28 protein-coding genes and 1 riboswitch are annotated in these 25,585 nt (G+C 70.9%); of the genes, 23 read left to right on the top strand and 5 right to left on the bottom strand.

Annotated elements, in window-relative coordinates; genetic code table 11:
- The first annotated feature begins 54 nt into the window (after nucleotides 1-54).
- The 21 genes from EOE66_RS17490 to tolA all read left to right on the top strand — a co-directional run bounded on the left by EOE66_RS17490 (nucleotide 55) and on the right by tolA (nucleotide 18,504).
- Entirely contained in the window at nucleotides 55-927 is an 873-nt protein-coding gene (locus tag EOE66_RS17490) for a lytic transglycosylase domain-containing protein (protein ID WP_128230005.1), read from the top strand.
- 34 nt (nucleotides 928-961) lie between these two features.
- Nucleotides 962-1,083: riboswitch (ZMP/ZTP riboswitch) on the top strand.
- A gap of 85 nt (nucleotides 1,084-1,168) precedes the next feature.
- Nucleotides 1,169-2,419 (top strand): serine hydroxymethyltransferase, encoded by a 1,251-nt coding sequence (gene glyA / locus EOE66_RS17485; protein WP_128230004.1) that lies wholly within the window; start codon nucleotides 1,169-1,171, stop codon nucleotides 2,417-2,419.
- A gap of 23 nt (nucleotides 2,420-2,442) precedes the next feature.
- Entirely contained in the window at nucleotides 2,443-2,886 is a 444-nt protein-coding gene (gene nrdR, locus EOE66_RS17480; protein WP_128230003.1) for a transcriptional regulator NrdR, read from the top strand.
- A gap of 145 nt (nucleotides 2,887-3,031) precedes the next feature.
- Nucleotides 3,032-3,580 carry a GspH/FimT family pseudopilin gene (locus EOE66_RS17475; protein ID WP_164885163.1) on the top strand — a complete coding sequence of 183 codons (549 nt, stop codon included), beginning with the start codon at nucleotides 3,032-3,034 and terminating at the stop codon, nucleotides 3,578-3,580.
- Nucleotides 3,581-3,695: 115 nt separating this feature from the next.
- Nucleotides 3,696-4,169, top strand: a complete 474-nt coding sequence (locus EOE66_RS17470) for a type IV pilin protein (RefSeq protein ID WP_128230001.1) — start codon at nucleotides 3,696-3,698, stop codon at nucleotides 4,167-4,169.
- Nucleotides 4,166-4,768 carry a GspH/FimT family pseudopilin gene (locus EOE66_RS17465; protein ID WP_128230000.1) on the top strand — a complete coding sequence of 201 codons (603 nt, stop codon included), beginning with the start codon at nucleotides 4,166-4,168 and terminating at the stop codon, nucleotides 4,766-4,768. The genes EOE66_RS17470 and EOE66_RS17465 overlap by 4 nt, the downstream gene beginning before the upstream one ends.
- Complete coding sequence (locus tag EOE66_RS17460; protein WP_128229999.1) at nucleotides 4,759-5,505, top strand: prepilin-type N-terminal cleavage/methylation domain-containing protein; 747 nt, start codon at nucleotides 4,759-4,761, stop codon at nucleotides 5,503-5,505. The genes EOE66_RS17465 and EOE66_RS17460 overlap by 10 nt, the downstream gene beginning before the upstream one ends.
- Before the next feature lie 13 nt (nucleotides 5,506-5,518).
- Nucleotides 5,519-6,901 (top strand): pilus assembly PilX family protein, encoded by a 1,383-nt coding sequence (locus EOE66_RS17455; RefSeq protein ID WP_164885150.1) that lies wholly within the window; start codon nucleotides 5,519-5,521, stop codon nucleotides 6,899-6,901.
- A complete protein-coding gene (locus EOE66_RS22205; protein WP_245479087.1) occupies nucleotides 6,901-8,079 on the top strand; it encodes a type IV pilus modification PilV family protein in 1,179 nt (392 codons plus the stop codon). Before EOE66_RS17455 ends, EOE66_RS22205 begins: the two co-directional genes overlap by 1 nt.
- The gene (gene ribD / locus EOE66_RS22200) at nucleotides 8,076-9,245 is read left to right on the top strand and encodes a bifunctional diaminohydroxyphosphoribosylaminopyrimidine deaminase/5-amino-6-(5-phosphoribosylamino)uracil reductase RibD (RefSeq protein ID WP_245479086.1); all 1,170 of its coding nucleotides are present in this window, start codon (nucleotides 8,076-8,078) and stop codon (nucleotides 9,243-9,245) included. Before EOE66_RS22205 ends, ribD begins: the two co-directional genes overlap by 4 nt.
- 187 nt (nucleotides 9,246-9,432) lie before the next feature.
- Nucleotides 9,433-10,182: a hypothetical protein gene (locus tag EOE66_RS17445; protein ID WP_128229997.1), complete on the top strand. Its 750-nt coding sequence runs from the start codon at nucleotides 9,433-9,435 to the stop codon at nucleotides 10,180-10,182.
- A 103-nt stretch (nucleotides 10,183-10,285) separates the two neighbouring features.
- Nucleotides 10,286-11,383: a bifunctional 3,4-dihydroxy-2-butanone-4-phosphate synthase/GTP cyclohydrolase II gene (ribBA, locus tag EOE66_RS17440; protein ID WP_128229996.1), complete on the top strand. Its 1,098-nt coding sequence runs from the start codon at nucleotides 10,286-10,288 to the stop codon at nucleotides 11,381-11,383.
- Between the two features lie 64 nt (nucleotides 11,384-11,447).
- Nucleotides 11,448-11,912, top strand: a complete 465-nt coding sequence (gene ribH / locus EOE66_RS17435; RefSeq protein WP_128229995.1) for a 6,7-dimethyl-8-ribityllumazine synthase — start codon at nucleotides 11,448-11,450, stop codon at nucleotides 11,910-11,912.
- Entirely contained in the window at nucleotides 11,909-12,412 is a 504-nt protein-coding gene (gene nusB, locus EOE66_RS17430) for a transcription antitermination factor NusB (protein ID WP_128229994.1), read from the top strand. The genes ribH and nusB overlap by 4 nt, the downstream gene beginning before the upstream one ends.
- Nucleotides 12,413-12,450: 38 nt before the next feature.
- Nucleotides 12,451-13,647, top strand: coding sequence for a pyridoxal phosphate-dependent aminotransferase (locus EOE66_RS17425; RefSeq protein WP_128230234.1), 1,197 nt, complete (start codon nucleotides 12,451-12,453; stop codon nucleotides 13,645-13,647).
- Between the two features lie 264 nt (nucleotides 13,648-13,911).
- The gene (locus EOE66_RS17420) at nucleotides 13,912-15,450 is read left to right on the top strand and encodes a serine/threonine-protein kinase (RefSeq protein ID WP_164885149.1); all 1,539 of its coding nucleotides are present in this window, start codon (nucleotides 13,912-13,914) and stop codon (nucleotides 15,448-15,450) included.
- A gap of 131 nt (nucleotides 15,451-15,581) precedes the next feature.
- Nucleotides 15,582-15,875, top strand: a complete 294-nt coding sequence (locus tag EOE66_RS17415) for a TssQ family T6SS-associated lipoprotein (protein ID WP_128229992.1) — start codon at nucleotides 15,582-15,584, stop codon at nucleotides 15,873-15,875.
- 43 nt (nucleotides 15,876-15,918) lie between these two features.
- Nucleotides 15,919-16,344, top strand: a complete 426-nt coding sequence (ybgC, locus tag EOE66_RS17410; protein WP_128229991.1) for a tol-pal system-associated acyl-CoA thioesterase — start codon at nucleotides 15,919-15,921, stop codon at nucleotides 16,342-16,344.
- Nucleotides 16,341-17,048: a protein TolQ gene (tolQ, locus tag EOE66_RS17405; RefSeq protein WP_128229990.1), complete on the top strand. Its 708-nt coding sequence runs from the start codon at nucleotides 16,341-16,343 to the stop codon at nucleotides 17,046-17,048. Before ybgC ends, tolQ begins: the two co-directional genes overlap by 4 nt.
- A gap of 75 nt (nucleotides 17,049-17,123) precedes the next feature.
- On the top strand, nucleotides 17,124-17,555 hold the full coding sequence (locus EOE66_RS17400) for an ExbD/TolR family protein (protein ID WP_128229989.1): 432 nt from the start codon (nucleotides 17,124-17,126) through the stop codon (nucleotides 17,553-17,555).
- A 4-nt stretch (nucleotides 17,556-17,559) separates the two neighbouring features.
- Nucleotides 17,560-18,504 carry a cell envelope integrity protein TolA gene (tolA, locus tag EOE66_RS17395; protein ID WP_128229988.1) on the top strand — a complete coding sequence of 315 codons (945 nt, stop codon included), beginning with the start codon at nucleotides 17,560-17,562 and terminating at the stop codon, nucleotides 18,502-18,504.
- A gap of 30 nt (nucleotides 18,505-18,534) precedes the next feature.
- Here tolA and EOE66_RS17390 read toward each other — a convergent pair whose 3' ends face one another.
- From EOE66_RS17390 to EOE66_RS17370, 5 genes are all read right to left on the bottom strand, one after another.
- Complete coding sequence (locus tag EOE66_RS17390) at nucleotides 18,535-19,266, bottom strand: DUF3047 domain-containing protein (protein WP_164885147.1); 732 nt, start codon at nucleotides 19,264-19,266, stop codon at nucleotides 18,535-18,537.
- Between the two features lie 47 nt (nucleotides 19,267-19,313).
- Nucleotides 19,314-20,243 (bottom strand): DUF4399 domain-containing protein, encoded by a 930-nt coding sequence (locus EOE66_RS17385; RefSeq protein WP_164885146.1) that lies wholly within the window; start codon nucleotides 20,241-20,243, stop codon nucleotides 19,314-19,316.
- 65 nt (nucleotides 20,244-20,308) lie between these two features.
- Nucleotides 20,309-21,145: an HvfC/BufC N-terminal domain-containing protein gene (locus tag EOE66_RS17380; RefSeq protein ID WP_128229985.1), complete on the bottom strand. Its 837-nt coding sequence runs from the start codon at nucleotides 21,143-21,145 to the stop codon at nucleotides 20,309-20,311.
- A 10-nt stretch (nucleotides 21,146-21,155) separates the two neighbouring features.
- Nucleotides 21,156-22,028, bottom strand: a complete 873-nt coding sequence (locus EOE66_RS17375; protein ID WP_128229984.1) for an MbnB/TglH/ChrH family RiPP precursor modification enzyme — start codon at nucleotides 22,026-22,028, stop codon at nucleotides 21,156-21,158.
- Nucleotides 22,029-22,038: 10 nt separating this feature from the next.
- On the bottom strand, nucleotides 22,039-22,320 hold the full coding sequence (locus EOE66_RS17370) for a BufA1 family periplasmic bufferin-type metallophore (protein WP_128229983.1): 282 nt from the start codon (nucleotides 22,318-22,320) through the stop codon (nucleotides 22,039-22,041).
- A gap of 165 nt (nucleotides 22,321-22,485) precedes the next feature.
- On the opposite strand from EOE66_RS17370, the gene EOE66_RS17365 reads away from it, so the two are divergent.
- Both EOE66_RS17365 and EOE66_RS17360 read left to right on the top strand, forming a co-directional pair.
- Complete coding sequence (locus EOE66_RS17365) at nucleotides 22,486-24,234, top strand: GspE/PulE family protein (protein WP_128229982.1); 1,749 nt, start codon at nucleotides 22,486-22,488, stop codon at nucleotides 24,232-24,234.
- Nucleotides 24,235-24,250: 16 nt separating this feature from the next.
- Complete coding sequence (locus EOE66_RS17360) at nucleotides 24,251-25,489, top strand: type II secretion system F family protein (protein ID WP_128229981.1); 1,239 nt, start codon at nucleotides 24,251-24,253, stop codon at nucleotides 25,487-25,489.
- The last annotated feature ends 96 nt before the right edge of the window (nucleotides 25,490-25,585 follow it).

Below are 25,585 nucleotides of genomic sequence, written 5' to 3'. Positions count from 1 at the left end.
CCCGGCCCGCCGATGTTGCGGGCCCTTGTCCCCCGGTCGACTGGAGATACGACGATGCGAGCTTCAGAGATGCTGCGCCAGACGCCGCGTGCCGCTGCCCGATCGGTGAAGTTGTTTGCTGGCGATGTGGGCCGCGGCCTGCTGGAGATCAGCCACAACACCTTGGCCCTGGTGGGCCTGGTGGCCATCGCCGCCGCGGTGTTCGCCCTCGGCCGGGCCGATGTGCGCAGCCAGTTGGAAGTGGTGGCCCTGGAGTGGCTGCAGACGCGCCACGAGGCGCGCGAACACGCCAGCGGTAACCTGCTGGCTGCCGTGGCCGAGCCCGAAGCCGTGAACCGCGCCACGGCCGCCGACCTGACCGAGCTGACCCGGCAGCAAGCCACCCTGGCCACGTGGATCTCGCGCCGATACAAGGTGGCCCCCGAGCCGGTGGGCGCACTCGTGCAGGAAGCCTGGGAGATCGGCCGCCGCGCCAGCCTGGACCCCACGCTCATCCTCGCGATCATGGCCGTGGAGTCGAGCTTCAACCCCTTCGCGCAGAGCCCGGTGGGCGCCCAGGGCCTGATGCAGGTGCTGACGCGCGTGCATGACGACAAGTACGAGAGCTTCGGCGGCAAGCACGCGGCCTTCGACCCCATCAGCAACCTGCGTGTGGGCGTGCAGGTGCTGCAGGAGTGCATCCGCCGCGCCGGCAGCCTGGAGGAAGGCCTGAAGTTCTACGTGGGCGCCGCCCTGCTGGACACCGACGGCGGCTACGTCGGCCGCGTGCTGCTGGAGCAGACCCACATGCGCAGCGTGGTGCAGGGCCGCAACGTGCCGGTGAACGTGAGCAACATCCCGGCGTCGTCCGCATCACCCAAGGAAGGCGAGATCGCCACCACGCCAGCCAAGCCTGCCGCCGACGAGCAGGTGGCGCTGCTGCGCTGAACGCTGCCGGGTTTTCCCGGCCAACGCTACACTGCCGGCTCTGCGCGACTGGCGATAGGCACCGGCACCTTGCCGGCGGCTGAGGTGGACGACCACCGGGAAGCGCAGGCTGCAGGCCCTGTGCCGCAGTGCACGCCGTGCGCCTGGGCAGCCCTCGACCGCAGCACATCCGGCCGGCCCGGGTGCCGTCTGTGGCTCTCGATGGCCCACCAACACGGGACCCCCCCGCCACAGGACCGCCATGTTCGACCGTTCCACCTCCACCCTCGCCCTCGTCGACCCCGAACTCTGGGCGGCCGTGCAAGCCGAGAACCACCGGCAGGAAGAGCACATCGAGCTCATCGCGAGCGAGAACTACACCAGCCCCGCCGTCATGCAGGCGCAGGGCAGCCAACTGACCAACAAGTACGCCGAGGGCTACCCCGGCAAGCGCTACTACGGCGGCTGCGAGAACGTCGACGTGGCCGAGACCCTGGCCATCGAGCGCGCCAAGCAGCTCTTCGGCGCCAACTTCGCGAACGTGCAAGCCAACAGCGGCAGCCAGGCCAACCAGGCCGTGTTCTTCGGCCTGCTGCAGCCCGGCGACACCATCATGGGCATGAGCCTGGCCGAAGGCGGCCACCTCACGCACGGCATGCCCTTGAACATGAGCGGCAAGTGGTTCAAGGTGGTGAGCTACGGCCTGGATGCGAACGAAGCCATCGACTACGAGGCGATGGAGCGTCTGGCTCACGAGCACAAGCCCAAGATCATCATCGCCGGCGCCAGCGCCTACAGCCTGCGCATCGATTTCGAGCGCTTCGCCAAGGTGGCCAAGGCCGTGGGGGCCTACTTCATGGTGGACATGGCGCACTACGCCGGGCTGATCGCCGCAGGCGTCTACCCCAACCCGCTGCCGCACGCCGACGTCGTCACCAGCACCACGCACAAGAGCCTGCGCGGCCCGCGCGGCGGCATCATCCTGATGAACGACGAGGCCATCGCGAAGAAGATCAACAGCGCCATCTTCCCCGGCATCCAGGGCGGGCCGCTGATGCATGTGATCGCCGGCAAGGCGGTGGCTTTCAAGGAAGCGCTGACGCCCGAATTCAAGGCCTACCAGGCGCAGGTGATCACCAACGCCAAGGTGCTGGCCGAGACGCTGATCGAGCGCGGCCTGCGCATCGTCAGCGGCCGCACCGAAAGCCACGTGATGCTGGTCGACCTGCGCCCCAAGGGCCTGACGGGCAAGGAAGCCGAGGCCATCCTGGGCAGCGCGCACATGACGTGCAACAAGAACGGCATTCCCAACGACCCGCAGAAGCCCATGGTGACGAGCGGCATCCGCCTGGGCACGCCAGCCATGACCACGCGCGGCTTCAAGGAAGAACAGGCGCGCCAGACCGCGCACCTGATCGCGGACGTTCTGGACAATCCGCACGACGAAGCCAACCTCGCCACCGTGCGCGCCAAAGTGGCCGCGCTCGCGCGCGACTTCCCGGTCTACCGCTGAAGCCCGGCAGCGCCTGAGGCCCCATGCGCTGCCCGTTCTGCAGCCACGACGAGACCCAGGTCGTCGAAACCCGCGAGAGCGACGAAGGCGACGTCATCCGTCGCCGTCGTCGCTGCCTCGCTTGCGAGAAGCGCTTCACCACCTACGAACGCAGCGAGATCGCGATGCCGGCCGTGGTGAAGAAGGACGGCGCGCGCGTGGAGTTCGACCCCGCCAAGGTGCGGGCCAGCATGATGCTGGCGCTGCGCAAGCGCCCCGTGAGCGTGGAACAGGTGGATGCGGCGCTGGAGCGCATCCAGGACAAGCTGCTGGCCAGCGGTGCGCGTGAACTGCCCAGCACCCGGCTGGGGGAGTTGGTGATGCGCGAACTCAAGCGCATCGACAAGGTGGCCTACGTGCGCTTCGCCTCGGTCTACCGCGAGTTCGAGGATGTGGATGCCTTCCGACAGTTGATCCGGGACATCTGAGGCAGGACCCCCGGCGGGGGGAGGGGCCTGAAACCACGGCCTGGGGGCCCACTCCAGGGGCCCGGGCCAGGCACACCGCATGGGGACGCGCGACGGTGCGGCGGTTTCTAGAGTGCGCGGCATGTCCAAACGCCCTGGAGCCGCCATGAACCCTCGCACCGCCCCGCAGCGCCAGCGCAACCGTGGCCTGTCGCTCATCGAATCGCTCATGGCCGTGGCCATCGCAGCCGTGATCACAGGGGCCACGCTACCCGGCTTTCGTGACGCGCTCGAGTTGCGTCGCCTGGACGGCGCGGCGGCCCAGCTGCACACCGACTTGCAGCTGGCGCGCAGCGAAGCCGTGGCGCGCAACCGGAGCCTGCGCATCAGCTACGCGCAACAGGCCGAGACCAGTTGCTACGTGGTGCACACCGGCCCCGCAGGCGCCTGCACCTGCACCGCCGGGACTGCGCCTGTCTGCACAGGCACCGCGGAAGCCCTGCGGAGCGTTCAGTTTCACGCGGGTGATGGCATTCGGCTGCGAAGCAACGTGGCCTCCATGGTGCTGGACCCCACCAAGGGCACGGTGTCTCCCACCGGCACGCTGCGCCTGCAGGGCAGCGAAGGGCGGGCCGTGCACATGGTGGTCAACATCATGGGGCGTGCAAGGACCTGCAGCCCTGCGGGCACCGTCCGGGGTCATCCGGTCTGCTGAGCCGCGAGATTCGCGGCGGAGGGCTGCCCCCCCGTTCGCGGGACGCTCGACGAGCGGCGGCCGAGAAGAGACGAGCGGTGCGCCCCAGGGCAACGGACGATTTCAGAATATCGCCATGACGATTGCGCCCTTCCAAGCCCGCAGCAAGACGCAAGGCTTCACGTTGATCGAACTGATGATCGCGGTGGCCATCGTCGCCATCATCACGGCGATCGCCCTGCCTGCTTACCAGGCCTCCATCACCAAGAGCCGCCGCGCTGACGCGATGACGGCGTTTTCCAGCGTGCAGCAGGCCCAGGAGCGCTGGCGCGGAAACAACCCGGCCTACAGCACCAGCCTCACGGACCTGGGGGTCACCTCTCCCGCGCTCTACACCCTGAGCCTGTCGGTGCCCAATTCAACCGCCGGCAGCATCGCCCGCGGCTACATCGTCACCGCCGTGGGCCAGGGGCGGCAGGCCAGCGACGCCCAGTGCGCGCGCATGGCCATCCGCCTGCTCGAGGGGAACCTGCGCTTTGCAGGCTGTGGCACCTGCAGCAGCTTTGCCGACGCGGACTTTGCGGCCACCCATCCCTGCTTCAACCGATGATGCGGCACAGCGGCAACGCCCGCCCGAACGGGCTGACCTTGATCGAGCTGATGATCGTCCTGGCGGTCGCCGCCACGCTGGTCGTGCTCACCGCGCCGCCGTTCAAGCGGATGATCGAGATGCAGCGTCTGCGCAGCATCAACGCCACGCTGGTCACGGATCTGCAGTTCGCGCGCAGCGAGGCGGCCAGCCGCAACCAGAACGTGCTCGTCCGCTTCGACACCACCACCAGCGCCAACGGCAGCCCCTTGACCTGCTACGTCATCCTGGTCGGCAGCAACACCAACTGCAACTGTCGCAACACGCCGGCCTGCACGGGGACGTTCACGCGTGAAATCCGCACCGTGCAGGTTCAGCGTTCGCTGGGGCCTGTGATCCAGGTGCCCAGCGGGCAGGCACAGCGCACCGTCGGCTTCGACCCAGCCACGGGCCGGATCTCGGTGTACACGGCCGACGTCCCCACACCCCCCTCGGCACCGTTCAAGGTCGAGGTCACCTTGCCGGGCGTCGGGGCCCTCGTGACTTCCCTGGAAGCCACCGGCCGCCCGACCGTGTGCTCGCCTTCAGGGCGGATCTCCGGAGTGCCCGCATGCACTTGACCACCCCAAGGCGCCCACCGCGCCGCCTCTCGCGAGGCTTGTCGCTGGTCGAGTTGATGGTCGGCGTGGCCGTGAGCCTGTTCGTGGTGGCAGCCGCGGCATTGCTGGTCAGCACCCAGCTCACGGACAACCGTCGTCTCTTGCTGGAGACCCAGCTGCAACAAGACCTGCGCGCCACGGCGGACATCATCACCCGCGAACTGCGGCGCAGTGGCTATTGGCAGAGTGCGGAATCCCAGGTGCCGTCACAGAGCAACAGCGCGGTCTCCCCGAACGGCTACCTGGCCCTGGCGGTCGACCCGGCCGCGTCTGCTGCCGTCAATTACCGCTATCGCCGGTCTTCCGGCAGCGAATCCTTCGGCTTCAAGCTGCAAGACGGCGTCATCAAGGCCTGCCAGGGTGAAACCGCCGTGAACTGCGAGGCGGCCTGGCAGGACCTGACCGACGCCGCAACGGTGAGCATCACCGACTTCACCATCAGCACCGTCAGGGAGGGCCTGCGCGCCCGAACTGCCAACGGCGCCGCCATGACACTGCCTTGTCCCAGCCTCTGTGCCGATGGCACCACCGATTGCTGGCCGCGCGTTGGTGTGCGCGAGTTGACGGTCACGATCACTGGGGCCTCGCGCACCGACCCGGCCATCAGTCGCACCCTCACCACCAGCGTCCGGGTCCGCAACGATGCCGTGGCGCTGTCGAGCGAAGCACCCGGCAATCGCTCGTGCCCGATCAGTTGAGCGGAGGCACTCCATGACTCGCAAGCCTCTCAAGCACCGAGCCCGCCACCAACGCGGCGCGGCAGCGCTCATCGTCGTGATGCTGCTGTTTTTCGTCATCTCGCTGGTGGCGGCCTACACGAGCCGCAACCTGATCTTCGAGCAGCGAACCGCCAGCAATCAGTACCGGTCGACCCAGGCGCTGGAAGCGGCAGAGGCCGGGCTTGAATGGGCCGTCGCGCAGTTGAACGCGGGCCGCGTGGATGCCAGTTGCACACCCAGCACCTCGGACACGGAAGCAACCCACCTCAGCTTCCGAGAGCGTCACCTCACCGTTGACGCAGGAACCGGCACCCTGACGCCCAGGCTGGCGGATGTGGCCATGCTGGAGGCCGTTCGCGCAGGCTGCGTGTTCAACGGGACGCGCTGGACATGCGCCTGCTCGCTGCCCAACCAGACCGCCACCGCGCTGCCCACCGTCACCGCGTCGGGCGTCAAGCCGGCCTTCATCGTGCAGTTCCAGCAACCGACGGCCCTGGCTGCAGGCCGGCCCCAGGTGGTCGAACTGCAGTCCAACAGTTGCACGCGGGCGGATCCCGACCCCAGCGGCTGCCTGCAGTTCAGCGTTCTGCGGGGCGCAACGGGCGATGGTGTCGCTGCGGTTCGCACCTTGGTGACGCTGCGCAACGCCATCACTTCCGTGCCGGCGGCCACGCTCACGCTGGGCGGCACCCTGTCTGCGTTGCCCAGTGGGGCAACGCTGACCCTCCGCAACCTCGACACGGCCAGCAATGGCGTGACGCTGCACACCGCCGGCGCCGCCGGCAGCGTGCCGAGCACGGGCGTGGTGCGCGTGGGTCTGCCGGGGGTGCGCCCGGCGAACACCATGGTGGCAGGCGACGCCACGCTGGCCCCCGCCGCGCAGGGCGACTTCACCGCCGACGACCGGCGCTTCGCCCTCTTTTTCGGCATGCGTCCTTCGACCTACTTCCGGCAACCGGGTCTTCCCACGCTCGACTGCACCTCCGGTTGCAACGCGAGCGCGATCAACTCGCTGCTGCTGCGCAACCCCGGCAGGGCCGTGTGGCTGCGCGGCGCCGGCACGGTGACGCTCGATGCCAACGTCGGTGCTGCCGGCACGCCGGCACTGCTCATCGTCGACGGTGACATCGAACTGGCCTCGGGCGTGACGGTGCAGGGCCTCATCTACCAACGCGCCAAGGCGGGCGGCGCAGCCTCGAACTGGGCGCTGTCGGGCAACTCCACCGTGGAAGGTGCCGTGGTGGTCGAGGGCGATCTCAGCCTCGGCACCAGTTCGGGCGGACTCACCTTGAACTACGCCCCGGCCTTGCTGCGCCAGTTGCAGGTGAGTTACGGCACCTACGTCAAGGTACCCGGTGCCTGGAGGGACTTCTGATGCGACTTTCCAACCGCAGGCTGCAGCGGGGCGTTTCGCTGATCGAGGCCTTGGTCTCCTTCGGTGTGATGTCTTTCGGGATGTTGGCGGTGGTGGGCATGCAGGCCACCTTGCGCAGCAACGGCGACCTGGCCCGCCAGCGTGCAGAGGCCGTGCGCATCGCCCAGGACGCCATCGAGGAATGGCGAGGCTTCACCACCTTGGTCACCACCGCCAACCGAACCGCCTACGCAGACATCACCACGCAACCCGATCTCACGGTATCGCCCGCCGGTGCCAACGCCACCTACGTGCTGAAGCGATCGGTCTCCCTGGAGTCGGGCGTGACGGGAACGGTCACGCCGGCCCGCCGGCAGTTGACCGTGGATGTGGACTGGGTCGACAGGCGGGGCGATACCCAATCGGTGCGGCTGGTCTCCAGCATCGCGGGCATCGAGCCGGAACTCTCGGCCTCTCTGGTGCTGGGTGCCGTGCCGGAGAGAGCCCTGCAGCCGCTGGGCAGGCACCGCGCCATTCCGCCGAGCGCAGTGCCGGTGGGCGTGGGGCGCAGCGCCTACCTGCCGCCCGGGCAGAACGGGCAGGCAGACTCGCGCGTGGCCTGGGTCTTCAACAACACCACCGGCGTGCTGCAACTGTGCAGCACGTCGGCCACCAGTTCGAGCGGCATCACGCTCAGCAGCGTGGGCGTGAGCGGCAACACTTCCTGCAACGGCGGGACGGCGTTGCTGGTCAGCGGCACGGTGCGATTTGCCACCACCGGCAACCCTGCGGCTTCCAGCACTTCGATGGCCGACCCGACAGGGCCTGGGGTAGGCGACTTCGAACTGATCATCGAGCAGACGGCAGGGGCCAACCCCAACAGCGAAATCCAGTGTTTCCTGCAACCCCTGGTCGACTACCAGGTGCAGTACGAGTGCGCCGTCCGCATCACCGCCGACGCGCCGAGCTGGGGTGGCTATTTCCGCTTCGACGACTTCGACATCGCCGACAGCACCAACGAAGCCGACGACGACGAATACAAGGTCTGCCGCTACCACGAGCGTGCCACCTACACCGGCGTCACGGGTGCGCTGCTGAACCAGAACTTCGTCATCATCCGGGCGGGCGACGGTTCCACTGCCTACCAGTGCCCGGAAACAGGCGCGCCGCGCACCTGGCCGCACCAGCCCGCCCCTTGAGCACCGCACCCGGCGCGGCACCCACGCCGCTGGATCGCCAGCGGCTCGGCGAAGCGCTGGCGCTGGCCACCACGGCCATCGGCCGAACCGACCCCAACCCCCGGGTCGGCTGCGTCATCGGCTGGGCCGACGGCCGTGTCGCGGGCCGGGGCGCCACCCAGCCGCCTGGAGCAGCCCACGCCGAAGTGATGGCACTTCGTGACGCCGAAGCCACCGGGCAGAGCGTGCGCGGCGCCACGGCCTGGGTCACCCTGGAACCTTGCGCCCACCGGGGGCGCACCGGCCCCTGCGCCGAGGCCCTGGTTGAAGCCGGCATCGCCCGATGCGTCGTCACCCTGCGCGATCCCTTTCCCGCGGTGGCGGGGGCGGGCCTGGCGCGGATGCGCGCGGCCGGCATCGACGTGCTGCTGCTGGATGCGGCAGACCCGCTGGCACGCGAAGCCCACGAACTGAACATCGGCTTCTTCAGCCGCATCGAGCGGGGCCTGCCTTGGGTGCGCGCGAAGTCGGCCGTGACGCTGGATGGTCGGGTGGCCCTGCCCGACGGCAGGTCGAAGTGGATCACGGGCCCTGCCGCCCGCACAGACGGCCAGCACTGGCGGCGCCGGGCTTCGGCCGTGCTCACCGGCATCGGCACCGTGCTGGCCGACGACCCACAGATGAACGTCCGCCTCGAATCCACGGAGCGGCAACCGCTGCGCATCGTGCTCGACCGCCAACTCCGGATGCCGCTGGAAGCCACCCTGTTGCGCACCGCGGGCCCCGTGCTGGTCGTGGCGGGCCCCGAGACCGGGTTGGGGGTGGCAGCCGCCGCCCTGCGCGAACGCGGGGTCGAGGTCTGGTTCGATGGGCAGGACAACCACCCGCCCGGCTTGACGGCCTTGTTGCGCCGCCTGGCCGCACGAGGCATCAACGAACTCCACCTCGAGGCCGGCCCCACGCTCACCGGTGCGTTCTGGGCTGACGACCTGATCGACGAGTGGCTGGTCTACATGGCGCCGATGCTGCTGGGCCCGGGCATGCCCATGGCGGCCGGGCCTGCGCTGGCCGATCTGGAGGCAGCCACACGCTATCGCTGGCATGACATGCAGCAGGTGGGCGAGGATCTGCGGTTGAGGATCAGGCGCTCGGCCGGCTGGCCGGAATCGGCCTGCGCGGCGCCCTGAAAGAGCTGTCGACTCGCTTTACAACGATGCCCATCACCGAGAGAGACACGCTCACCTAAGTGCCCGCCACACCAAGAGAATTCGGCGCGGGTCTGGATCTTGCTCAGTCATGTTCCAAAGGCTACTTCATGTTGGGGATTCGTCCATGAGATTTCACTTGCCAAGCGCTGTCCTGGCTTTGAGCTTGGTGTCAGCGGTCGCTGCGCAGGCCGCGCCCACGCCGTCGCAGATCTACCGGCTGGAGGATCCGATGCCGTTCACGGGTGGCGTGCTCGACTCGCCGCTGGTGTTCGCAGAGCGTCAGCGCTTCCTGAACAACTTCAACGTCACCCTGTCGTCCTTCGGCTTCGAAGTGCCGCGGGTGAATGGCGAACTGGGCGACCCTCCTGTACAGGCCGTCTTCAGCGGCTCGAACAACACCACCATCACCGCAGGCCTGAGCACTTCGGGCCAGGTGTACGTGGGCGAACAGAGCGGCCGCTTCAACACCACCACGAACGGTCAGCAGCACCTGCGCGTCAACTCCGACAACGCCGGCACGCTCACGCTGAACTTCAGCCGCGCCATTTCGGCCTTTGGCTTCTTCGGCACCGACATCGGTGACTTCGGCGGCAGCCTGAGCCTGCTGCTGCGCACCGAATCCGGCGCCACCGAGACCCTGCTCGTGCGTGCTGGCGACGGCAAGAAGAACGAAGACGCTGGCGGCAACCTGCTGTTCTTCGGCTTCGCTGGCGCCAACCTGCGCTACACCAGCATCAGCTTCCAGTCGGTGGGCGACGTCGAGACCGGCGACTACTTCGGCTTCGACGACTTCTTCGTCGCCGACGCCGGCCAGTTCAACACGCCGACCGGCATGCCCGAGCCGGGCTCGCTGGCCCTGGCAGGGCTGGCCCTGCTGGCTGCCGGCATCGCGCGCAAGGGCCGTCGCCGCGCCTGAGTGGCTCTGCAACCCGCGCACCCCCGAAACCGGCCCCAGGGCCGGTTTTTTCATGTCGCGGCCCCGAGCCGTGCCGCGCAAGGCCGGCACCTACAATCCCCCCATGCCGATTTCCCCCATTCCCGAGCTCGTCGCCGAGCTGGCCGCGGGCCGCATGGTCATCCTCGTCGACGAGGAAGACCGTGAAAACGAAGGCGATCTGGTGCTGGCGGCCGAGCACGTCACGCCCGAGGCCATCAACTTCATGGCGCGTTTTGCGCGCGGGCTGATCTGCCTGACGCTCACGCGCGAGCGCTGCGAACACCTGCAGCTGCCGCCCATGGCCAGCCGCAACGGCACCAAGCACGGCACGGCCTTCACGGTGTCCATCGAGGCGGCCACCGGCGTCACCACCGGCATCTCGGCGGCCGACCGCGCGCGCACGGTGCAGGTGGCCGTGGCGCGCGGCACCACGGCAGCCGATCTGGTGCAGCCGGGCCACATCTTCCCGCTGCAGGCGCAGGATGGTGGCGTGCTCATGCGCGCCGGCCACACCGAAGCCGGTTGCGACCTCGCGGGCATGGCCGGCCTCACGCCCGCTGCCGTCATCTGCGAGATCATGAAGGACGACGGCACGATGGCGCGCCTGCCCGACTTGCAGGTCTTTGCGCAGCAGCACGGCCTGAAGATCGGCACCATCGCCGACCTCATCGGCTACCGCAGCCGCAACGAGACGCTCATCGAGCGCATCGGCTCGCGCACGCTCACCACGCCCCAGGGCGAGTTCCACTGCAGCGCCTTCCACGACAAGAGCGGCGGCCTGCACCTGGCGCTGACCCACGGGCGCTGGGAACCCGGCACCGAAGTGCCCGTGCGCGTGCACGAGCCCTTCACCGCACTCGACCTGCTCGACGCCAGTGGCGGCCACCACTCCTGGCCGCTTCCCGCCGCGCTGTCGGCGCTGAAGGCCCAGCCCTGCGGCGTGGCCGTGCTGCTGAACTGCTCGGGCGATGCCGCCAGCCTGCTGCCGCAGGTGCTGCCGGAGCGCCGCGCCGCCGCCCCCGCCCGCGCGCAGATGGACCTGCGCACCTACGGCGTGGGCGCGCAGATCCTGCGCCAGCTGGGCGTGCAACGCATGCGCCTGCTGGGCAACCCGCGCCGCATGCCCAGCATGACGGGCTACGGCCTGGAAATCACCGGTTTCACCTCGGCGCCGGCCTGAGAGACAGCGCCACACCCACCCGGGTCCACCCACGCAGCCTGGAACGGCCCCAAGGACATTCCCCATGAAAGACGCCGATCAAGGCGATGCCGGTGAACTGCTGGGCGAAGGCCTGCGCATCGGCATCGTGCAGGCCCGCTTCAACGACGCACTGACCCGCAAGCTGGCCCAGGCCTGCCTGACCGAGCTGGAGCGGCTCGACGTCGACAGCGGCGACATCACCCACGTCACCGTGCCGGGCGCGCTGGAGATTCCGGTGGCGCTGAAGGCCATGGCCGGAAGCGGCGAGTTCGACGCCCTCGTGGCGCTGGGCTGCATCATCCGCGGCGAGACCTACCACTTCGAACTGGTGGCCAACGAGAGCGGCGCGGGTGTCACGCGCGTCAGCCTCGACCACCAGATTCCCATCGCCAACGCCATCCTCACCGTCGAGAACGAAGCCCAGGCCTGGGCCCGCGCCGAAGACAAGGGCCGCGACGCCGCCCGCGTGGCCGTGGAGATGGCCAACCTGCTGGAAGACCTGTCATGACCACGCCCCAGGCCGACCCGGCCCCCGAGGCCCAGCCTGCCGCCAAACCGGCGGCCAAGCGCGCTGCCCCGAAGTCGGCGCGCCGCCGCTCGCGAGAGTTCGCGCTGCAGGGCCTGTACCGCTGGCTGATCGCCGGGGGCGATGGCGCCGCTGCCGAAGCCGACGTGCGCGAGCAAGACGGCTTCGAGAAGATGGACCGCGCGCACTTCGACGCGCTGCTGCACGGCGGTATCGAGCAAGCTTCGGCGCTGGACGCCGTGCTCTCGCGCCACGTCGACCGCAAGACGACGATGCTCAGCCCCATCGAGCATGCGGTGCTGATGATCGGCGTCTACGAGCTGATGCACTGCCTGGACATCCCCTACCGCGTGGCCATCAACGAGGCCGTGGAACTGGCCAAGTCCTTCGGCGGCACCGACGGCCACAAGTACGTCAACGGCGTGCTCGATAAGTGCGCCGCCGAGCTGCGCCCGAACGAAGCGCGCCCGGCGCGGCGTTGAGCCCGCCGCCCGCCGGCATGCCCGCCGCCACTTGCCCGATCCGCACCGCCAGCCGCCTGGCGCAGATCGAACCCTTCTGGGTGATGGAGTGCGCCAAGGCTGCCGACGCCATCGCGCGCAGCCCGGCCTGCGACCCCGCGCTTGGCGGCGAGCCGATGATCTACCTGAACATCGGCGAGCCCGACTTCACCGCCGTGCCCGGCGTGCAGCGCGCAGCCACGGCCGCCATCGAACGCGGTCGCACGCAGTACACGCACGCCACCGGGCTGCAGACCCTGCGCGAGCGCATCGCCGGCTGGTACGGCAGCCGTTTCGGCGTGGCCGTGGCCCCCAGCCGCATCGTCGTGACGGCCGGCGCCTCGGCGGCCCTGCAACTCGCCACGCTGGCGCTCTTCGAGCCCGGCGACGAGGTGCTGATGCCCGACCCCAGCTACCCTTGCAACCGCCACTTCGTCACGGCGGCGGGAGCAAAGCCGGTGCTGCTGCCCACCACGGCGGCGGCGCGCTTCCAGCTGGAGGCCGCCTCGGTGGCCGCGGCCTGGGGGCCGAACACGCGCGGCGTGCTGCTGGCTTCACCCAGCAACCCCACGGGCACCTCGATCAGCGCCAGCGAGATGGGGGCGATCGCCGCCACCGTGCGTGAACGCGGCGGCGTGAGCATCGTCGACGAGATCTATCTCGGGCTCAGCTACGAGCCGGCCTTCGGCCACAGCGCGCTGGCCTTGGCCGATGCGCTGGGCGAACAGATCGTCAGCGTCAACAGTTTCAGCAAGTACTTCGGCATGACGGGCTGGCGCCTGGGCTGGATGGTGCTGCCGCCCGAACTGGTGGCGCCGGTGGAGAAGCTGGCGCAGAACCTCTACATCTGCCCCAGCACCATCGCCCAGCATGCGGCGCTGGCCTGCTTCGAGCCCGAGGCGCTGGAAGCCTTCGAGCAGCGGCGCGAAGAGTTCCGCCGCCGGCGCGACTTCATCGTGCCCGCCCTGGAGGCCCTGGGCTTGAAGGTGCCCGTGCAGCCCGATGGCGCCTTCTACGTCTGGTTCGACTGCTCGCGCTACAGCGCCAGCAGCTGGGATTTCTGCTTCGAGCTGATGCACAGCGCCCATGTGGCCTTGACGCCCGGGCGCGATTTCGGCCCCGCACAGGCCGAGCGTTATGTGCGCCTGTCCTTTGCCAGCGCCCTGCCCCAGCTCGAAGCCGCCGTGGCCCGGCTGCAGCGCGTGCTGCGGGCCTGAAAAAGGCCCCCGCAGGTGTGACAGCGCGGTAACACGCGCGAAAACCGGGCCTTATCGGGGCAGTGCCACGGCCGAAGGTGCTTAAGCTGCCGCTCCGTGGCCTACAACCTCTTTCAGCGGCGCGCCCCTGGCGAACCGGTGGTTTCGGAGTTTGCCGCGACGGTGCAATCCGGGCCCCCCGAGCCCGAACTGCCACCGCCGGCGGCACCGCAACGGGGTTCGGATCTCGCCGATCTGGACTCGCGGCCCCCCGACACCAACGGCGTGTCCCCCCCCAGCGACCTGGGCGGCGACAGCCTGCCCGCGCCCGCCGACGCCCATATCGAGCAGCAGCCCACGCTCTCGCACATCGGACGCTACGCCTTGAAGGGCCTGCTCGGCCACGGCGGCCTGGGCCAGGTGCACGAGGCCTGGGACCCGCTGCTCTCGCGCACGGTGGCCGTCAAGACGCTGCAGTTCGACGTGGCCACGCCCGAGCGCGTGGCCCTGGACGGCCTGTTCCTGAACGAGGCCCGCGCCGTAGCCGGGCTCTCGCACCCCAACATCGTGACGGTGCACGACGCCGGGCTGAGCGCCCAGGGCGTCTACATCGCCATGGAGCGCCTGCACGGCTGCGACCTGCGCCAGCGCCTGGCCGGCGGCTGGCAGCCCACGCCGGGCGAGGCCGCGCAACTCGTGCGCCGCGTCGCCGAGGCCCTGGCCTACGCGCACACGCGCGGCGTGGTGCATTGCGACATCAAGCCGGCCAACATCTTCCTGAACCACCGCGACAAGCCCAAGGTGCTGGATTTCGGCATTGCGCGCGTGGCGCATGGCGCCGCGCCCGAGGCCCTGGAAGGCGCCGTGGCCGGCTCGCCGCACTACCTGGCGCCCGAGCAGCTCACGGGCGGCGCCGTCGACGCGCGCACCGACGTGCACGCCCTGGGCGTGGTGTTCTACGAACTGCTCACGCTGCGCAAGGCCTACACCGGCGACAGCGTCGAGCAGATCACCACGGCCGTGCTCACCAACCACCCCGCGCCGGCGCACGAGCTGCGCAGCGGCGTGCCGCGCACGTTGTCGGCCATCGCGGCCAAGGCGATGGCGCGCGAGCCGGCCGAGCGCTACGCCAGCGCCGCCGAGATGGCGCTGGAACTGCGCCGCTGGATCGACCGCCACAGCAGCCAGGACATGGTGCCGGCACCCGCGCCCGGCCCCGACCCCGGGCACACACGCCCGCAACGCAAGGGCAGTGCCGGTGCGCCCCGCTCGGCCCTGGTGCTGCTGTTGCTGGCCGTGATCGTGGGCACGGCCGCGCTCACGCTGGCGCTCAGCCGCTCGGGTGCAGAGGCGGTGCCCGGCCCGGCCCCCGTGGCTGCGGCACCGGCCGCCCCAGCGGCGGTTGTGCCGCCGGTGGTCGCGCCCCCGCCCGAGGCCGAAGCCGCGGCATCGGCCGCGCTCGCAAGCCCCTCGGCCGCCGCCGATGTGCCTGCCGCCAGCCCGCCCGCAGCGGCCCAGCGCCCCGCGCCGGCACGCCCCCGGCCGAACAACGGCGCAGCTGCCAAGGACCGCAGCGCTCCAGCCGCCCCGGCTGCCGCACCCGCGCCCCCGGTGACCGGCACCGTGCAACTCGCCATCAGCCCCTGGGGCCAGGTGGAGGTGAACGGCCAGCCGGCCGGCACCGCGCCGCCGCTGACCCGGCTGACCCTGAACGAAGGCACGCACAGCATCACCGTGCGCAACGAAGACTTCCCGCCCCACACCGTCACCGTGCAGGTGCTGGCCGACAAGCCGGTCGTGGTGCGGCATCGCTTTGGACAATGAAGATGAAGCCCACCAGCGCCCTTCGTTCGCGCCTCCACCGGGCGGCTGCCCTGACTGCGGCCGCGCTGATCACCGCCTGCGCCGCCCCGCCCGCCCCGCCCCCCCCGCCCACCGGCGGCCTCGCTGAATTGATGGAACGACCGGGCGAGCGCCTGCTCTTCGAAGGCATCCGCGCCTACGACGACGGCCAGTACCCGCAGGCCGAAGCCGCGCTGCGCAAGGCGCTGGAAGCCGGCCTGCGCAGCGGGCGCGACCAGGCCAGCGCGCACAAGCTGCTGGCCTTCATCACCTGCACCAGCGAGCGTTTGGCCGAGTGCGAAGCGGCCTTCCGCGCCGCCCGCGCGGCCGACCCGGCCTTCGTGCTCAGCCGCTCGGAAGCCGGCCATCCGCTCTGGGGCCCGGTCTACCGCAAGACGCTGCCCTGAGGGCGCGCGGCGGGGCGGCAGGCGGGCGACATAATCGCCGCCGATGCCGCCCTCCCCTTCCAACACGCCGGTTGCGGCCCCCTTCGAACACAGCTTGCGTGTGTACTGGGAAGACACCGACGCCGGCGGCGTGGTGTTCTACGCCAACTACCTGAAGTTCTTCGAGCGCGCGCGCACCGAGTGGCTGCGCAGCCTGGGCGTGGGCCAGCAGGCGCTGCGCGAGGCCACCGGCGCCATCTTCATCGTCGCCGAGACGCAGCTCCGTTACATCGCGCCCGCCCGGCTGGACGATGCTCTGCGCGTGACGGTGCACCTGCAGCAGCGCGGCCACGCCTCGCTGCACATCCAGCAGCAGGCCTGGCGCGGCGACACGCTGCTGTGCGAAGGCCGCATCCGCATCGGCTGTGTCGATGAGGGAACCTTCCGCCCCCGCCGCATTCCGAACGAAGTCCTCTCCACGCTGACATGAGCCAAGACCTCTCCATCACCGCCCTCATCCTGCAGGCCAGCCTCGTCGTGCAACTGGTGATGGCCGGCCTGGCCCTCACCTCGCTGGCGAGCTGGACGGTCATCTTTGGCAAGGTCTTCGGGCTGAAGCGCGTGCGCAACAGCAACGAGGAGTTCGAGCGCGAGTTCTGGAGCGGCCGCAGCCTCACCGAGCTGAACACCGCCGTGGCGGGCAAGGCCGAGACGGCGCCCATGGAGCGCATCTTCGCCAGCGGCATGCGCGAGTTCCTGAAGCTGCGCGAGAAGCGCCTGGACCCCGGCGCGCAGCTCGACGGCGCGCGCCGCGCCATGCGCGCGAGCTTCCAGCGCGAGCTCGACGTGATCGAGAGCAACCTCAGCTTCCTGGCCAGCGTGGGCTCGGTCTCGCCGTACGTGGGCCTCTTCGGCACGGTGTGGGGGATCATGCACGCCTTCGTCGGGCTGTCGAACATGACGCAGGTGACGCTGGCCACCGTGGCACCCGGCATCGCGGAAGCGCTGGTGGCCACGGCCATCGGCCTGTTCGCGGCCATTCCCGCGGTGGTGGCCTACAACCGCTTCGCGCGCGACATCGACCGCATCGCCATCCAGCTGGAAACCTTCATCGAGGAGTTCAGCAACATCCTGCAGCGCAACGCGGGACAGAGCGGCGCCACCACCACCATCGCTGGCAGCGGGCAGCGCTGACATGCAGCCCCTTGCTCACTTCGTTCGCGTCCCCCGAGGGGATGTTCAGCGCCTTCGGGCGGCCGGGCGGCGCTGATGCCCGGCGTCGTGCAACGCAACGGCGGCCGCGGGCGCCGCTCGATGAACGAGATCAACATGGTCCCGTTCATCGACGTGATGCTGGTGCTGCTGATCATCTTCATGGTCACCGCGCCGCTCATCACCACCGGCGTGGTCGACCTGCCCAGCGTGGGCAAGAGCCAGCAGCGCGTGGGCAGCGTGATCGAGGTCATCGTCGGCACCGACGAGAAGCTGCGCCTGCGTGTGGACCAGCAAGACCCGGTGGGCGTGGCGCTGCCGCAGCTGGCCGCGCGCGTGCGGGAAAAGCAAGCAGGCAATGCCGAGGTGCCGGTGGTCATCAGCGCCGACAAGAGCGTGCGCTACGAAAGCGTGGTGCGCGTGATGGACACGCTGCAGCGCGCCGGCGTCAAGCGCGTGGGCCTGTCGGTGAAGCAGGGGTCCAGCTGAGGCGATGAGCGCCGCCGCTCTCGGTAACGGCCCGGGCCCCGGCCGCAGCCACGACGACCTGCTGCCCCGCCCGCCTGGCGGCACGGGCAGCGGCGCAGCGCTGGCCCTGCTGGTGCATGCCGGCCTGGTGGCGGCGCTGACCGTCAGCGTCGACTGGCGCGCCAAGCCGCCCGAGGTGGTGAGCGCCGAACTCTGGGCGAGCGTGCCGCAGATCGCCGCCCCCGCGGCTGAAGCGCCGGCCCCAGCCCCCCCGCCCGCGCCGGTGCCCGAGCCCACGCCGGCACCGCCGCCGCCAGCCCCGGTACCCGCCCCGTCGCCGCCACCGCCGGCCGCAGCCCCCAAGCCGGCCGAGCCCGACATCGCCACCGAGCGCGCCGAGCGCCGCCGTGCCGAAGAAACCAAGCGCAAGGCCGAACTGGCCGCCGAGAAGGAACGCGAGAAGAAGGAACGCGAGCGCAAGCAGGCCGCCGAAGAGGACAAGAAGCGCCTGGCCGCCGAGCGCCGCAAGGCCGACGAAGAGAAGAAGAAGCGCGAACTGGCCGAGGCCGAGGCGCGCGAGGCCAAGGCCGCCGAGGAGCGCCTGGCCAAGCAGCGCGAAGAGAACCTGCGGCGCATGATGGCCCAGGCCGGCGGCACGGGGCCGGCCACGTCCACCGGCACCGCCGCGCAGAGCGCCGCGCCTTCGGCGGCCTACACGGGCCGGCTGGTGGCGCTGATCCGCGGCAACCTGGTCTTCACCGGCACCACGCCCGACAACAACGCGGCCGAGGTCGAGGTCACGGCCGGGGCCGGCGGCGCCATCATCTCGCGCACGCTCGTCAAGAGCAGCGGCCACAAGGAATGGGACGAGGCCGTGCTGCGCGCCATCGACCGCACCGCGCGGCTGCCGCGCGATGCCGACGGGCGCGTGCCTTCGCGGCTGATCATCAACTTCCGCCCGCGCGAGTGAGGCGCGGGGGCTGAAGCCGGCCGTGCCGGCTCAGGGTGCCGCGAAACGCAGCGCCGTGACGTGCGCCACCGAACGGCCGCCGGTGTTGTCGGCGTCGGCGCCCACCAGCACGGCCACCAGCGGCGGCAAGGTGGGGATCTCCGCACCGAAGGCGCGCTGGAAATCGGCCGCGATGTCGCGCGATTCGTCGAACCAGCGCTCGCCCGCCTCGGGCGCGTTGCGCAGCACCAGGTAGCGCACGCGGCGCGAGTAGGCGTTGTCGATCACGCTGCCCACGGCCTCGGGCCCGCCCCACACCCAGCACAGCGTGGCCGCCGGCAGGTCTTGCCCGGTGCGTGAACGCGCGATGCGCAGCAGCGTGCGTTCTCCAAAGGGCACCTGGGCCAGGGGCGCATCGAAGCTGAGGCAGACCTTGGCCGCCACGTCGTCGCCCGTCTTGCTGCGCAGCGCGGTGCCCGCATTGGGTTCAGCCACGCGCCACGACCAGGCCAGCCGCGCCGGCGCCACCACGCCGGGCAGGGCGTGCAGCAGGTTGCCGTAGGAGCCCTGGGCTTCCAGGCGCAGCACCAGCCTGTCGCCCAGGGTCTCGGCGCTGTAGCGCGTGGGCGGCGGTTTCTGGTCGGGCAGGTTGGCCACCTGCCAGCCGGCGCCGATCTTGCCGGCGGCCACCAGCGGCGGCAGCGGCGGTGCTGGCGCAGCGCCCTGCGCGGCCGCCGGCCCGGTCAGGGCGGCGGCCCCAGCCAGCCCGAACGCCGCAGCCACTCCAGCCCCCCAGCACCTGCCGCGGTCGCCCACCGGCCTGGGACGGTTCAAAGCTTCTCCTGCGTGGTGACCTGCACCGCGGTTTCGCTCACGGGCACGAGATCGCGCTTGCCGCTGTCGTCCACGAAACGCAGCCGCAGCTGGTAGCTGCCCGGCGCCAGGAACAGCGCCACCTGCGTGGCACCGTGGGCGAGGTCGAGCGCCTGCACCACGCGGCCATCGGCGGCACGCACGTCGAGCAGGAAGTGGCCCAGCCCCGGGCCGCCGTGGCCCTTGGGCGCCACGCCGAAGCCGTCCACCGCCAGGCGCACGGTGAAGGGGCTGCTCACGGGCTCGCCATCGCGCAGGTTGGCGATCAGCGCGCGCTGCCCTTCGGGCCGGGGGCGCGACAGCTCGTCCTGGTACCAGGCCTTGCAGCTCGCGGCGAGGTCGCCCGGGTTGATGCGCAGCGGCGGGCCTTCGCGCGGGCCGGTCACGGTGATGCGCAGTTCGGGGCTGAACACGTAATAGGGCCGGTGGTCGTGGTCCGCGAAGAGCAGGCGCAGCGTGTGCTTGCCCGGCGGCAGCGCCAGCACGGCGCCGGTCTGCCCCTTGCCGAAGTGGCGGTGGAAGTCGTTGAAGGGGATCTTCTCGCCCGGCACCAGCGGCAGCGGCGTGTTGAGCAGCATGTGGTGGTGGCCGGCCTTGGGGTGGGCCTTGCCCGCCGGGATGACGCCCATGCCGCGGATCGCGAAATCCACGCGGAAGGGCGAACGAACGACATCCCCGTCACGCAGGTTCACCACTTCCACCGCGGTGGGCTCGTTCAGCCGCACCTGCGTGCGTTCGCGCGTGTGCTGCAGCCAGCAGGCGCGCTCGCGCTCGTCGCGCGGCAGCGGCTCGCCCTGCGCCCGGGCCGGCGCCGGGGCGCCCCCGGCGGTGATCAACACGAGGGCCAGCGGCAGCGCACGGACCGGGAGCAAAGACTTCGACAACATCAAGAGGCTATCAAGAGACAAGACACCCTGGGCAGCCGCCAGGCCAGCGCCGCGCATTCTGGCAGTCAGCACGGCGGGCACAGCGCCGCTGCGGGCAGGGCCATCACCGCCACGAGCAGCCGCTGCTGCAGCGCGGCGATCAGCCAGGCCTCGAAGTCGAAACCCTCGCCGGCAGCCTGCAAGGCCGTGGCCAGCGTCTGCCCCGCCAGCACCGCCCCCACGAAAGCGGCTTCCGCGGGTGGCAGCCGCTGCAGGCGCGGCGCCCAGCCCTGGCGCGTGAGCAGGCCCTGCTCACCGCGCCCCTCGGCCAGGGCCTGGCGCACCAGCGCGAAGGCGGCGTCGCGGTCCGCCGCGCGGTGGGCCTGCCAGAGGCTGAAGACCGGCCAGCGCGAGGCTTGCAGCGTGCTGCCCGGGGGCAGGCACAGGCGCAGTGCCGCCGGTTCGTCCGTGGCCAGCAGGCCCAGGCCCGGCGGGGTGCCTTGGGGGTCGGGCGGCGGGGCGTCGGGGGCCGTCTGCAGGCGGTGCAGCGCCCATTCCAGCCGGGCCATGTCGGGCAGGTAGGGCTCGTCGGCCAGGGTGGGCGCCTGCACGATGAAGCCGGCCAGCCCCTCGCCCCAGCAGGCCAAGTCGCCGCCCTCGGGCGGCTGCCGGCGCCAGAAGTCGCGCGCCATCAGCGCGAAGCTCTCTTCGCCCAACAGCTGCTGCACGGTGGGGAAGGCCGCGGCCAGCGCGCGCTCGGCCAGGGCGCTGGCGTGGGCGCGGTAGGCAGCCAGGCCGCGGTTCACGTCGGGCCCGCCGGGCACCGTGCGCAGCCAGCCGGCCACCACGCCGGGGCGGGCGTCGCCCAGCAGGGTGCGCAACAGCATCTGCTGGCGCAGGGCTTCCTTGGCGTGGGCGTCCATGGGCCGCGCTTCAGGCAGCCTGCACCGGGCCGGCCACCTCGGCCCAGGCCGCGTCGGCGGCGGCCGCCTCGGCCAGCAGCACAGGCAGCGCCGGCAGGTCGGTGTCCCATTCCACCAGCGTGGGCCGCCAGCCCAGGCGCCGCAGGGCGTGGCGGTAGGCCTGCCACACCGGCGCGTGCACGCGGCTGCCGTGGTCGTCGATGACGATGCCCTCGGCCACGGCATAACCCGCGAGGTGGATCTCGCCCACGATGCCGGGCGTGAGCGCGTCCACCCAGCGGCAGGCCGCCTCGGCGGCACCCGCTTCGTCCAGGCCCTGGTTCAGCGCGTTGACGACGAGGTTGTTCACGTCCAGCAGCATGCCGCAGCCGGTGCGGCGCGCCAGTTCGTTGAAGAACTCGGGCTCGGCCAGGGTGTCATCGGCCCAGTGCACGTAGGCCGAGAGGTTCTCCAGCAGCAGCGGCCGGCGCAGCGCGTCCTGCGCCTGCTGCACGTTGGCCGCCAGGAGGGCCAGCGAGCCGGCGTTGAAGGCGATGGGCAGCAGGTCGTTGCCGTGCACCACGGGCCCGCCAGACCGGCGCGGCGCGCGGGCGAAGCAGGCGTGCTCGCTGACCAGCACGGGCTCGAAGCGCCGCACCAGCGCGGCCAGCTGCTGCAGGTGCGCGGCATCCAGCCCGGCGGCCGAGCCCAGCCCCAGCCCCACGCCATGCAGGCTGAGCGGCCAGCGCTCGCGGGCGGCCTGCAACTGGGCCAAGGCCGCACCGCCCGCGCCGAAATAGTTCTCGGCGTGCACTTCCACGAAACCCAGCGGCGGCGGGGCCTCGAGCAGCGCGGTGCCGTGCGGCTGGCGCAGGCCGATGCCGCTGCGGGCCGGCGCGGTCATCCGGGCCGGCTTACTTCTTGGCCTTGAACTTCGCCTTGGCCTCTGCTTCCGTCAGGCCCTTGAGGTTCTTGCAGGTGCCCTTGGCCACGTACTTCCACTCGCCCGGGTCGTTGTCGACCTTGCTCAGGCCGGCGCAGCCGTGCGTGCCCGCGAGGTTGGCGCAGTCGTTCTGCCCGGCCTTGGCGATGCCGTAGCAACGTTCCTGGTTGGGGCCGCCTTCGTGGGCCAGGGCAGGCCCGGCCGCGGCCAGGGCCGCAGCAAGGGCAGACGAGACGATCAGACGCTGGTTCATGGGGTGAATCTCCAAAAGGGGGCGGCAGCGCCCGGCCGACACCGGCGGGCCTGCATGGGTCGGCGGGGGCCTGCTGGAGATTACAGCGCGGAAATGACGGCTTCCCGGCCGCCTTTTCGCGGCACCGCACAGGCGCGCGGCCTGCCAGCATGCCGGCGCGCCCCCATGAACGCCCCGACCACCCCCCACCTCACGGCAGAAGCCACGGCCAACGCTGCGCAGCGCCGCGACAAGCTGCGCCTGGGCGACGTGCTGGTGCAGCAGAAGCTGCTCAGCGAAGACCAGCTCGCGCAGGCCCTGGACGAGCAGCGCAGCACCGGCAAGCGCCTGGGGCGCGTGCTCATCGACGCCGGCGTCATCACCGAAGAGGCGCTTGCCCACGCCCTGGCCCGCCAGCTGCGCGTGGCCATGGTCAACCTCAAGACCTTCCCGCTGAAGAGCGAGACGGTGCGCCTGCTGCCCGAGAGCGTGGCGCGCCGCCACCGCGCCGTGGTGCTGGAAGAACGCGGCGAAGCGCTGCTGGTCGGCTTCGTCGACCCGCTGGACCTCTTCGCCTACGACGAGATCTCGCGCCGCCTGAAGCGCCAGGTGCAGCTGGCCGTGGTGGCCGAGAGCCAGTTCGCGCCGGCGCTGGACAAGCACTACCGCCGCCACGAAGAGATCTCCGGCCTGGCCAAGGCGCTGGAAAAGGACATCGGCGACACCGTCGACTTCGGCACCCTGCAGGCCAGCGTGGGCCAGGAAGGCGCGCCCGTGGTGCGCCTGCTGCAGAGCGTGTTCGAAGACGCGCTGCAGGCCGGCGCCTCCGACGTGCACATCGAGCCGCAGGAAAACGGCCTGGCCATCCGCAGCCGCGTGGACGGCCTGCTGCAGACCCAGACCCAGGCCGACAAGCGCATCGCCCCGGCGCTGACGCAGCGCCTGAAGCTGATGGCCGGCCTGGACATCGCCGAGAAGCGCCTGCCGCAGGACGGCCGCTTCTCGCTGCGCCTGCGCGAGCGCACGCTCGACGTGCGCATCAGCACCATGCCCACGCACTACGGCGAATCGGTGGTGATGCGCCTGCTCGGCCAGGGCGAGGCCATGCGCCGGCTGGATGAAATCGGCATGCCGCGCGACATGCTGCTGCGCTTCCGCGAGATCCTCAACCGCCACTCGGGCATGGTGCTCGTCACCGGGCCCACGGGCTCGGGCAAGACCACCACGCTGTACGCCGCGCTGTCGGAGCTGGACGCCGAGCAGCAGAAGATCATCACGGTGGAAGACCCCATCGAGTACCGCCTGCCCGGCCTGACGCAGGTGCAGGTCAACGACAAGATCGAGCTCGATTTCGCCCGCGTGCTGCGCGCCACGCTGCGGCAGGACCCCGACGTCATCCTGGTGGGCGAGATCCGCGACGCCGAGACCGCCGAGATCGGCCTGCGCGCGGCCATCACCGGCCACATGGTGCTGAGCTCGCTGCACACGCGCGACGCGATGAGCGCACCCTTCCGCCTGCTCGACATGGGCGCGCCGCCCTTCATGGTGGCCAGCGCGCTGCAGGCGGTGATCGCGCAGCGCCTGGTGCGGACCAACTGCGAGCACTGCGCCGCCCCGCACACGCCCAGCCCGCAAGAGGCGGCGTGGATGGAGGCCGTGGGCGGCCCCGCCGCCCTGGCCACGCCGCCCATGCGCGGACGCGGCTGCCCGCAGTGCAACGGCAGCGGCCACAGCGGCCGGCTGGGCGTGTACGAGATGCTGGAGATGGACGCCGGCCTCGCGCACGACACCCTGCAGGCCGACCCCGGCGCCTTCACGCTGAAGGCGCGCCAGCAGCTGGCCCAGCGCTCGATGGCGCACCGCGCGCTGCAGCTGGTGCAGACCGGCCGCGTGAACGTGGCCGAGGCCATGCGCCTGGCCAACGACCTGGCATGAACGCCGGCATCCGCCCATGAGCACCTGGGCCTGGCGCGGCCGCAACCGCCGCGGTGAACAGATCAGCGGCGTGATCGAGGCCGACAGCCCCGCGGCCGTGGCCGACCAGCTGCTGGCCGGCGGCGTGACGCCGGTGCAGATCGACCCTGGCCACACCCCCGGCGCCGGCCCGGCCACCCCGCGCAGCGTGTGGCAGGTGCTGGGCAGTTCGCCGGTGACAGGCGAAGACGTGCTGCTCTTCGCGCGCCAGATGCACACCTTGCAGAAGGCCGGCGTGCCCATCCTGCGCGCGCTGGCAGGCCTGCAGGCCAGCACGCAGAAGCCCGCGCTCGTGGCGCTGCTGGCCGATGTGCGCGCCAGCCTCGACCAGGGCCGCGAGCTGGCCACCGCACTGGCCCGCCACCCTTCGGTGTTCGACAACTTCTTCATCGCGATGGTGCGCGTGGGCGAGATGACCGGCCGCCTGACCGAGAGCTTCCAGCGCCTGGCCCAGCACGTGGAGTTCGAGCTCGACGTGCGCGCCCGCGTGAAGCAGGCGCTGCGTTACCCCACCATGGTGGTGGGCGCCATCGTGGTGGCCATGGTCATCGTCAACATCTTCGTGATCCCGGCCTTTGCCGGCGTCTTCGCGAACTACAAGGTCGAGCTGCCGCTGATGACGCGCGTGCTGCTGGGCGTCTCGGCCTTCACCGTGGCCTGGTGGGAACTGCTGCTGGCCGCCGCCGTGGCGGCGCTGTGGGGCGTGCGCGCGGTGCTGGCCACGCCGGCCGGCCGCTACCGCTGGGACCGCCTCAAGCTGCGCCTGCCCGTGGTGGGCTCCATCGTGCTGAAGGCCACGCTGGGGCGCTTTGCACGCAGCTTCGCCATCGCCTACGGCAGCGGCGTGCCCATCAGCCGTGCGATGACGGTGGTGGCGCAGACCGCCAACAACGCCTACATGGCCGAACGCATCGAGCAGATGCGCGACGGCATCGAACGCGGCGAGACGCTCTCGCGCTGCGCCGCCGCGGCCGGCATCTTCACCCCCGTGGTGCTGCAGATGGTGGCCGTGGGCGAGGAAACCGGCGCGCTCGACACCCTGCTGCTGGAAGTGGCCGAGATGTACGAACGCGAGACCGACTACGCCATCAAGGGCCTGTCGGCGCACATCGAGCCGCTGCTGCTGGCCGTCATCGGCAGCATGGTGCTGGTGCTGGCGCTGGGCGTTTTCCTGCCGCTGTGGGACCTGGGCCAGGCCGCGAGGGCCGGGGCGTGACTTCCTTGCCATGCCGCGGCCGCACCCCTCAAGTTCCTGGTCAGGGGCCCGATAAGCACCTGAAATCACCTCCGCGCCCACAAGTGGGCTCACGCC

Source organism: Rubrivivax rivuli, from assembly GCF_004016505.1.
Lineage (GTDB): Bacteria > Pseudomonadota > Gammaproteobacteria > Burkholderiales > Burkholderiaceae_C > Rubrivivax > Rubrivivax rivuli.
The sequence above is the reverse complement of the archived record's forward strand: the minus strand, read 5'-3'. Positions and strand labels throughout refer to the sequence as shown.

Bases quoted from the DNA above. Each gene is read 5' to 3' on its own strand.
- EOE66_RS17385 (WP_164885146.1), bottom strand. From the start codon at position 20,243: ATGTTGTCGAAGTCTTTGCTCCCGGTCCGTGCGCTGCCGCTGGCCCTC.
- tolA (WP_128229988.1), top strand. From the start codon at position 17,560: ATGAGCGCCGCCGCTCTCGGTAACGGCCCGGGCCCCGGCCGCAGCCAC.
- EOE66_RS17415 (WP_128229992.1), top strand. From the start codon at position 15,582: ATGGAACGACCGGGCGAGCGCCTGCTCTTCGAAGGCATCCGCGCCTAC.
- EOE66_RS22205 (WP_245479087.1), top strand. From the start codon at position 6,901: ATGCGACTTTCCAACCGCAGGCTGCAGCGGGGCGTTTCGCTGATCGAG.
- EOE66_RS17365 (WP_128229982.1), top strand. From the start codon at position 22,486: ATGAACGCCCCGACCACCCCCCACCTCACGGCAGAAGCCACGGCCAAC.
- EOE66_RS17475 (WP_164885163.1), top strand. From the start codon at position 3,032: ATGAACCCTCGCACCGCCCCGCAGCGCCAGCGCAACCGTGGCCTGTCG.
- EOE66_RS17400 (WP_128229989.1), top strand. From the start codon at position 17,124: ATGCCCGGCGTCGTGCAACGCAACGGCGGCCGCGGGCGCCGCTCGATG.
- tolQ (WP_128229990.1), top strand. From the start codon at position 16,341: ATGAGCCAAGACCTCTCCATCACCGCCCTCATCCTGCAGGCCAGCCTC.
- EOE66_RS17360 (WP_128229981.1), top strand. From the start codon at position 24,251: ATGAGCACCTGGGCCTGGCGCGGCCGCAACCGCCGCGGTGAACAGATC.
- EOE66_RS17455 (WP_164885150.1), top strand. From the start codon at position 5,519: ATGACTCGCAAGCCTCTCAAGCACCGAGCCCGCCACCAACGCGGCGCG.
- ybgC (WP_128229991.1), top strand. From the start codon at position 15,919: ATGCCGCCCTCCCCTTCCAACACGCCGGTTGCGGCCCCCTTCGAACAC.
- EOE66_RS17490 (WP_128230005.1), top strand. From the start codon at position 55: ATGCGAGCTTCAGAGATGCTGCGCCAGACGCCGCGTGCCGCTGCCCGA.
- glyA (WP_128230004.1), top strand. From the start codon at position 1,169: ATGTTCGACCGTTCCACCTCCACCCTCGCCCTCGTCGACCCCGAACTC.
- EOE66_RS17465 (WP_128230000.1), top strand. From the start codon at position 4,166: ATGATGCGGCACAGCGGCAACGCCCGCCCGAACGGGCTGACCTTGATC.
- EOE66_RS17470 (WP_128230001.1), top strand. From the start codon at position 3,696: ATGACGATTGCGCCCTTCCAAGCCCGCAGCAAGACGCAAGGCTTCACG.
- EOE66_RS17375 (WP_128229984.1), bottom strand. From the start codon at position 22,028: ATGACCGCGCCGGCCCGCAGCGGCATCGGCCTGCGCCAGCCGCACGGC.
- ribBA (WP_128229996.1), top strand. From the start codon at position 10,286: ATGCCGATTTCCCCCATTCCCGAGCTCGTCGCCGAGCTGGCCGCGGGC.
- EOE66_RS17380 (WP_128229985.1), bottom strand. From the start codon at position 21,145: ATGGACGCCCACGCCAAGGAAGCCCTGCGCCAGCAGATGCTGTTGCGC.
- EOE66_RS17460 (WP_128229999.1), top strand. From the start codon at position 4,759: ATGCACTTGACCACCCCAAGGCGCCCACCGCGCCGCCTCTCGCGAGGC.
- nusB (WP_128229994.1), top strand. From the start codon at position 11,909: ATGACCACGCCCCAGGCCGACCCGGCCCCCGAGGCCCAGCCTGCCGCC.
- nrdR (WP_128230003.1), top strand. From the start codon at position 2,443: ATGCGCTGCCCGTTCTGCAGCCACGACGAGACCCAGGTCGTCGAAACC.
- EOE66_RS17370 (WP_128229983.1), bottom strand. From the start codon at position 22,320: ATGAACCAGCGTCTGATCGTCTCGTCTGCCCTTGCTGCGGCCCTGGCC.
- ribH (WP_128229995.1), top strand. From the start codon at position 11,448: ATGAAAGACGCCGATCAAGGCGATGCCGGTGAACTGCTGGGCGAAGGC.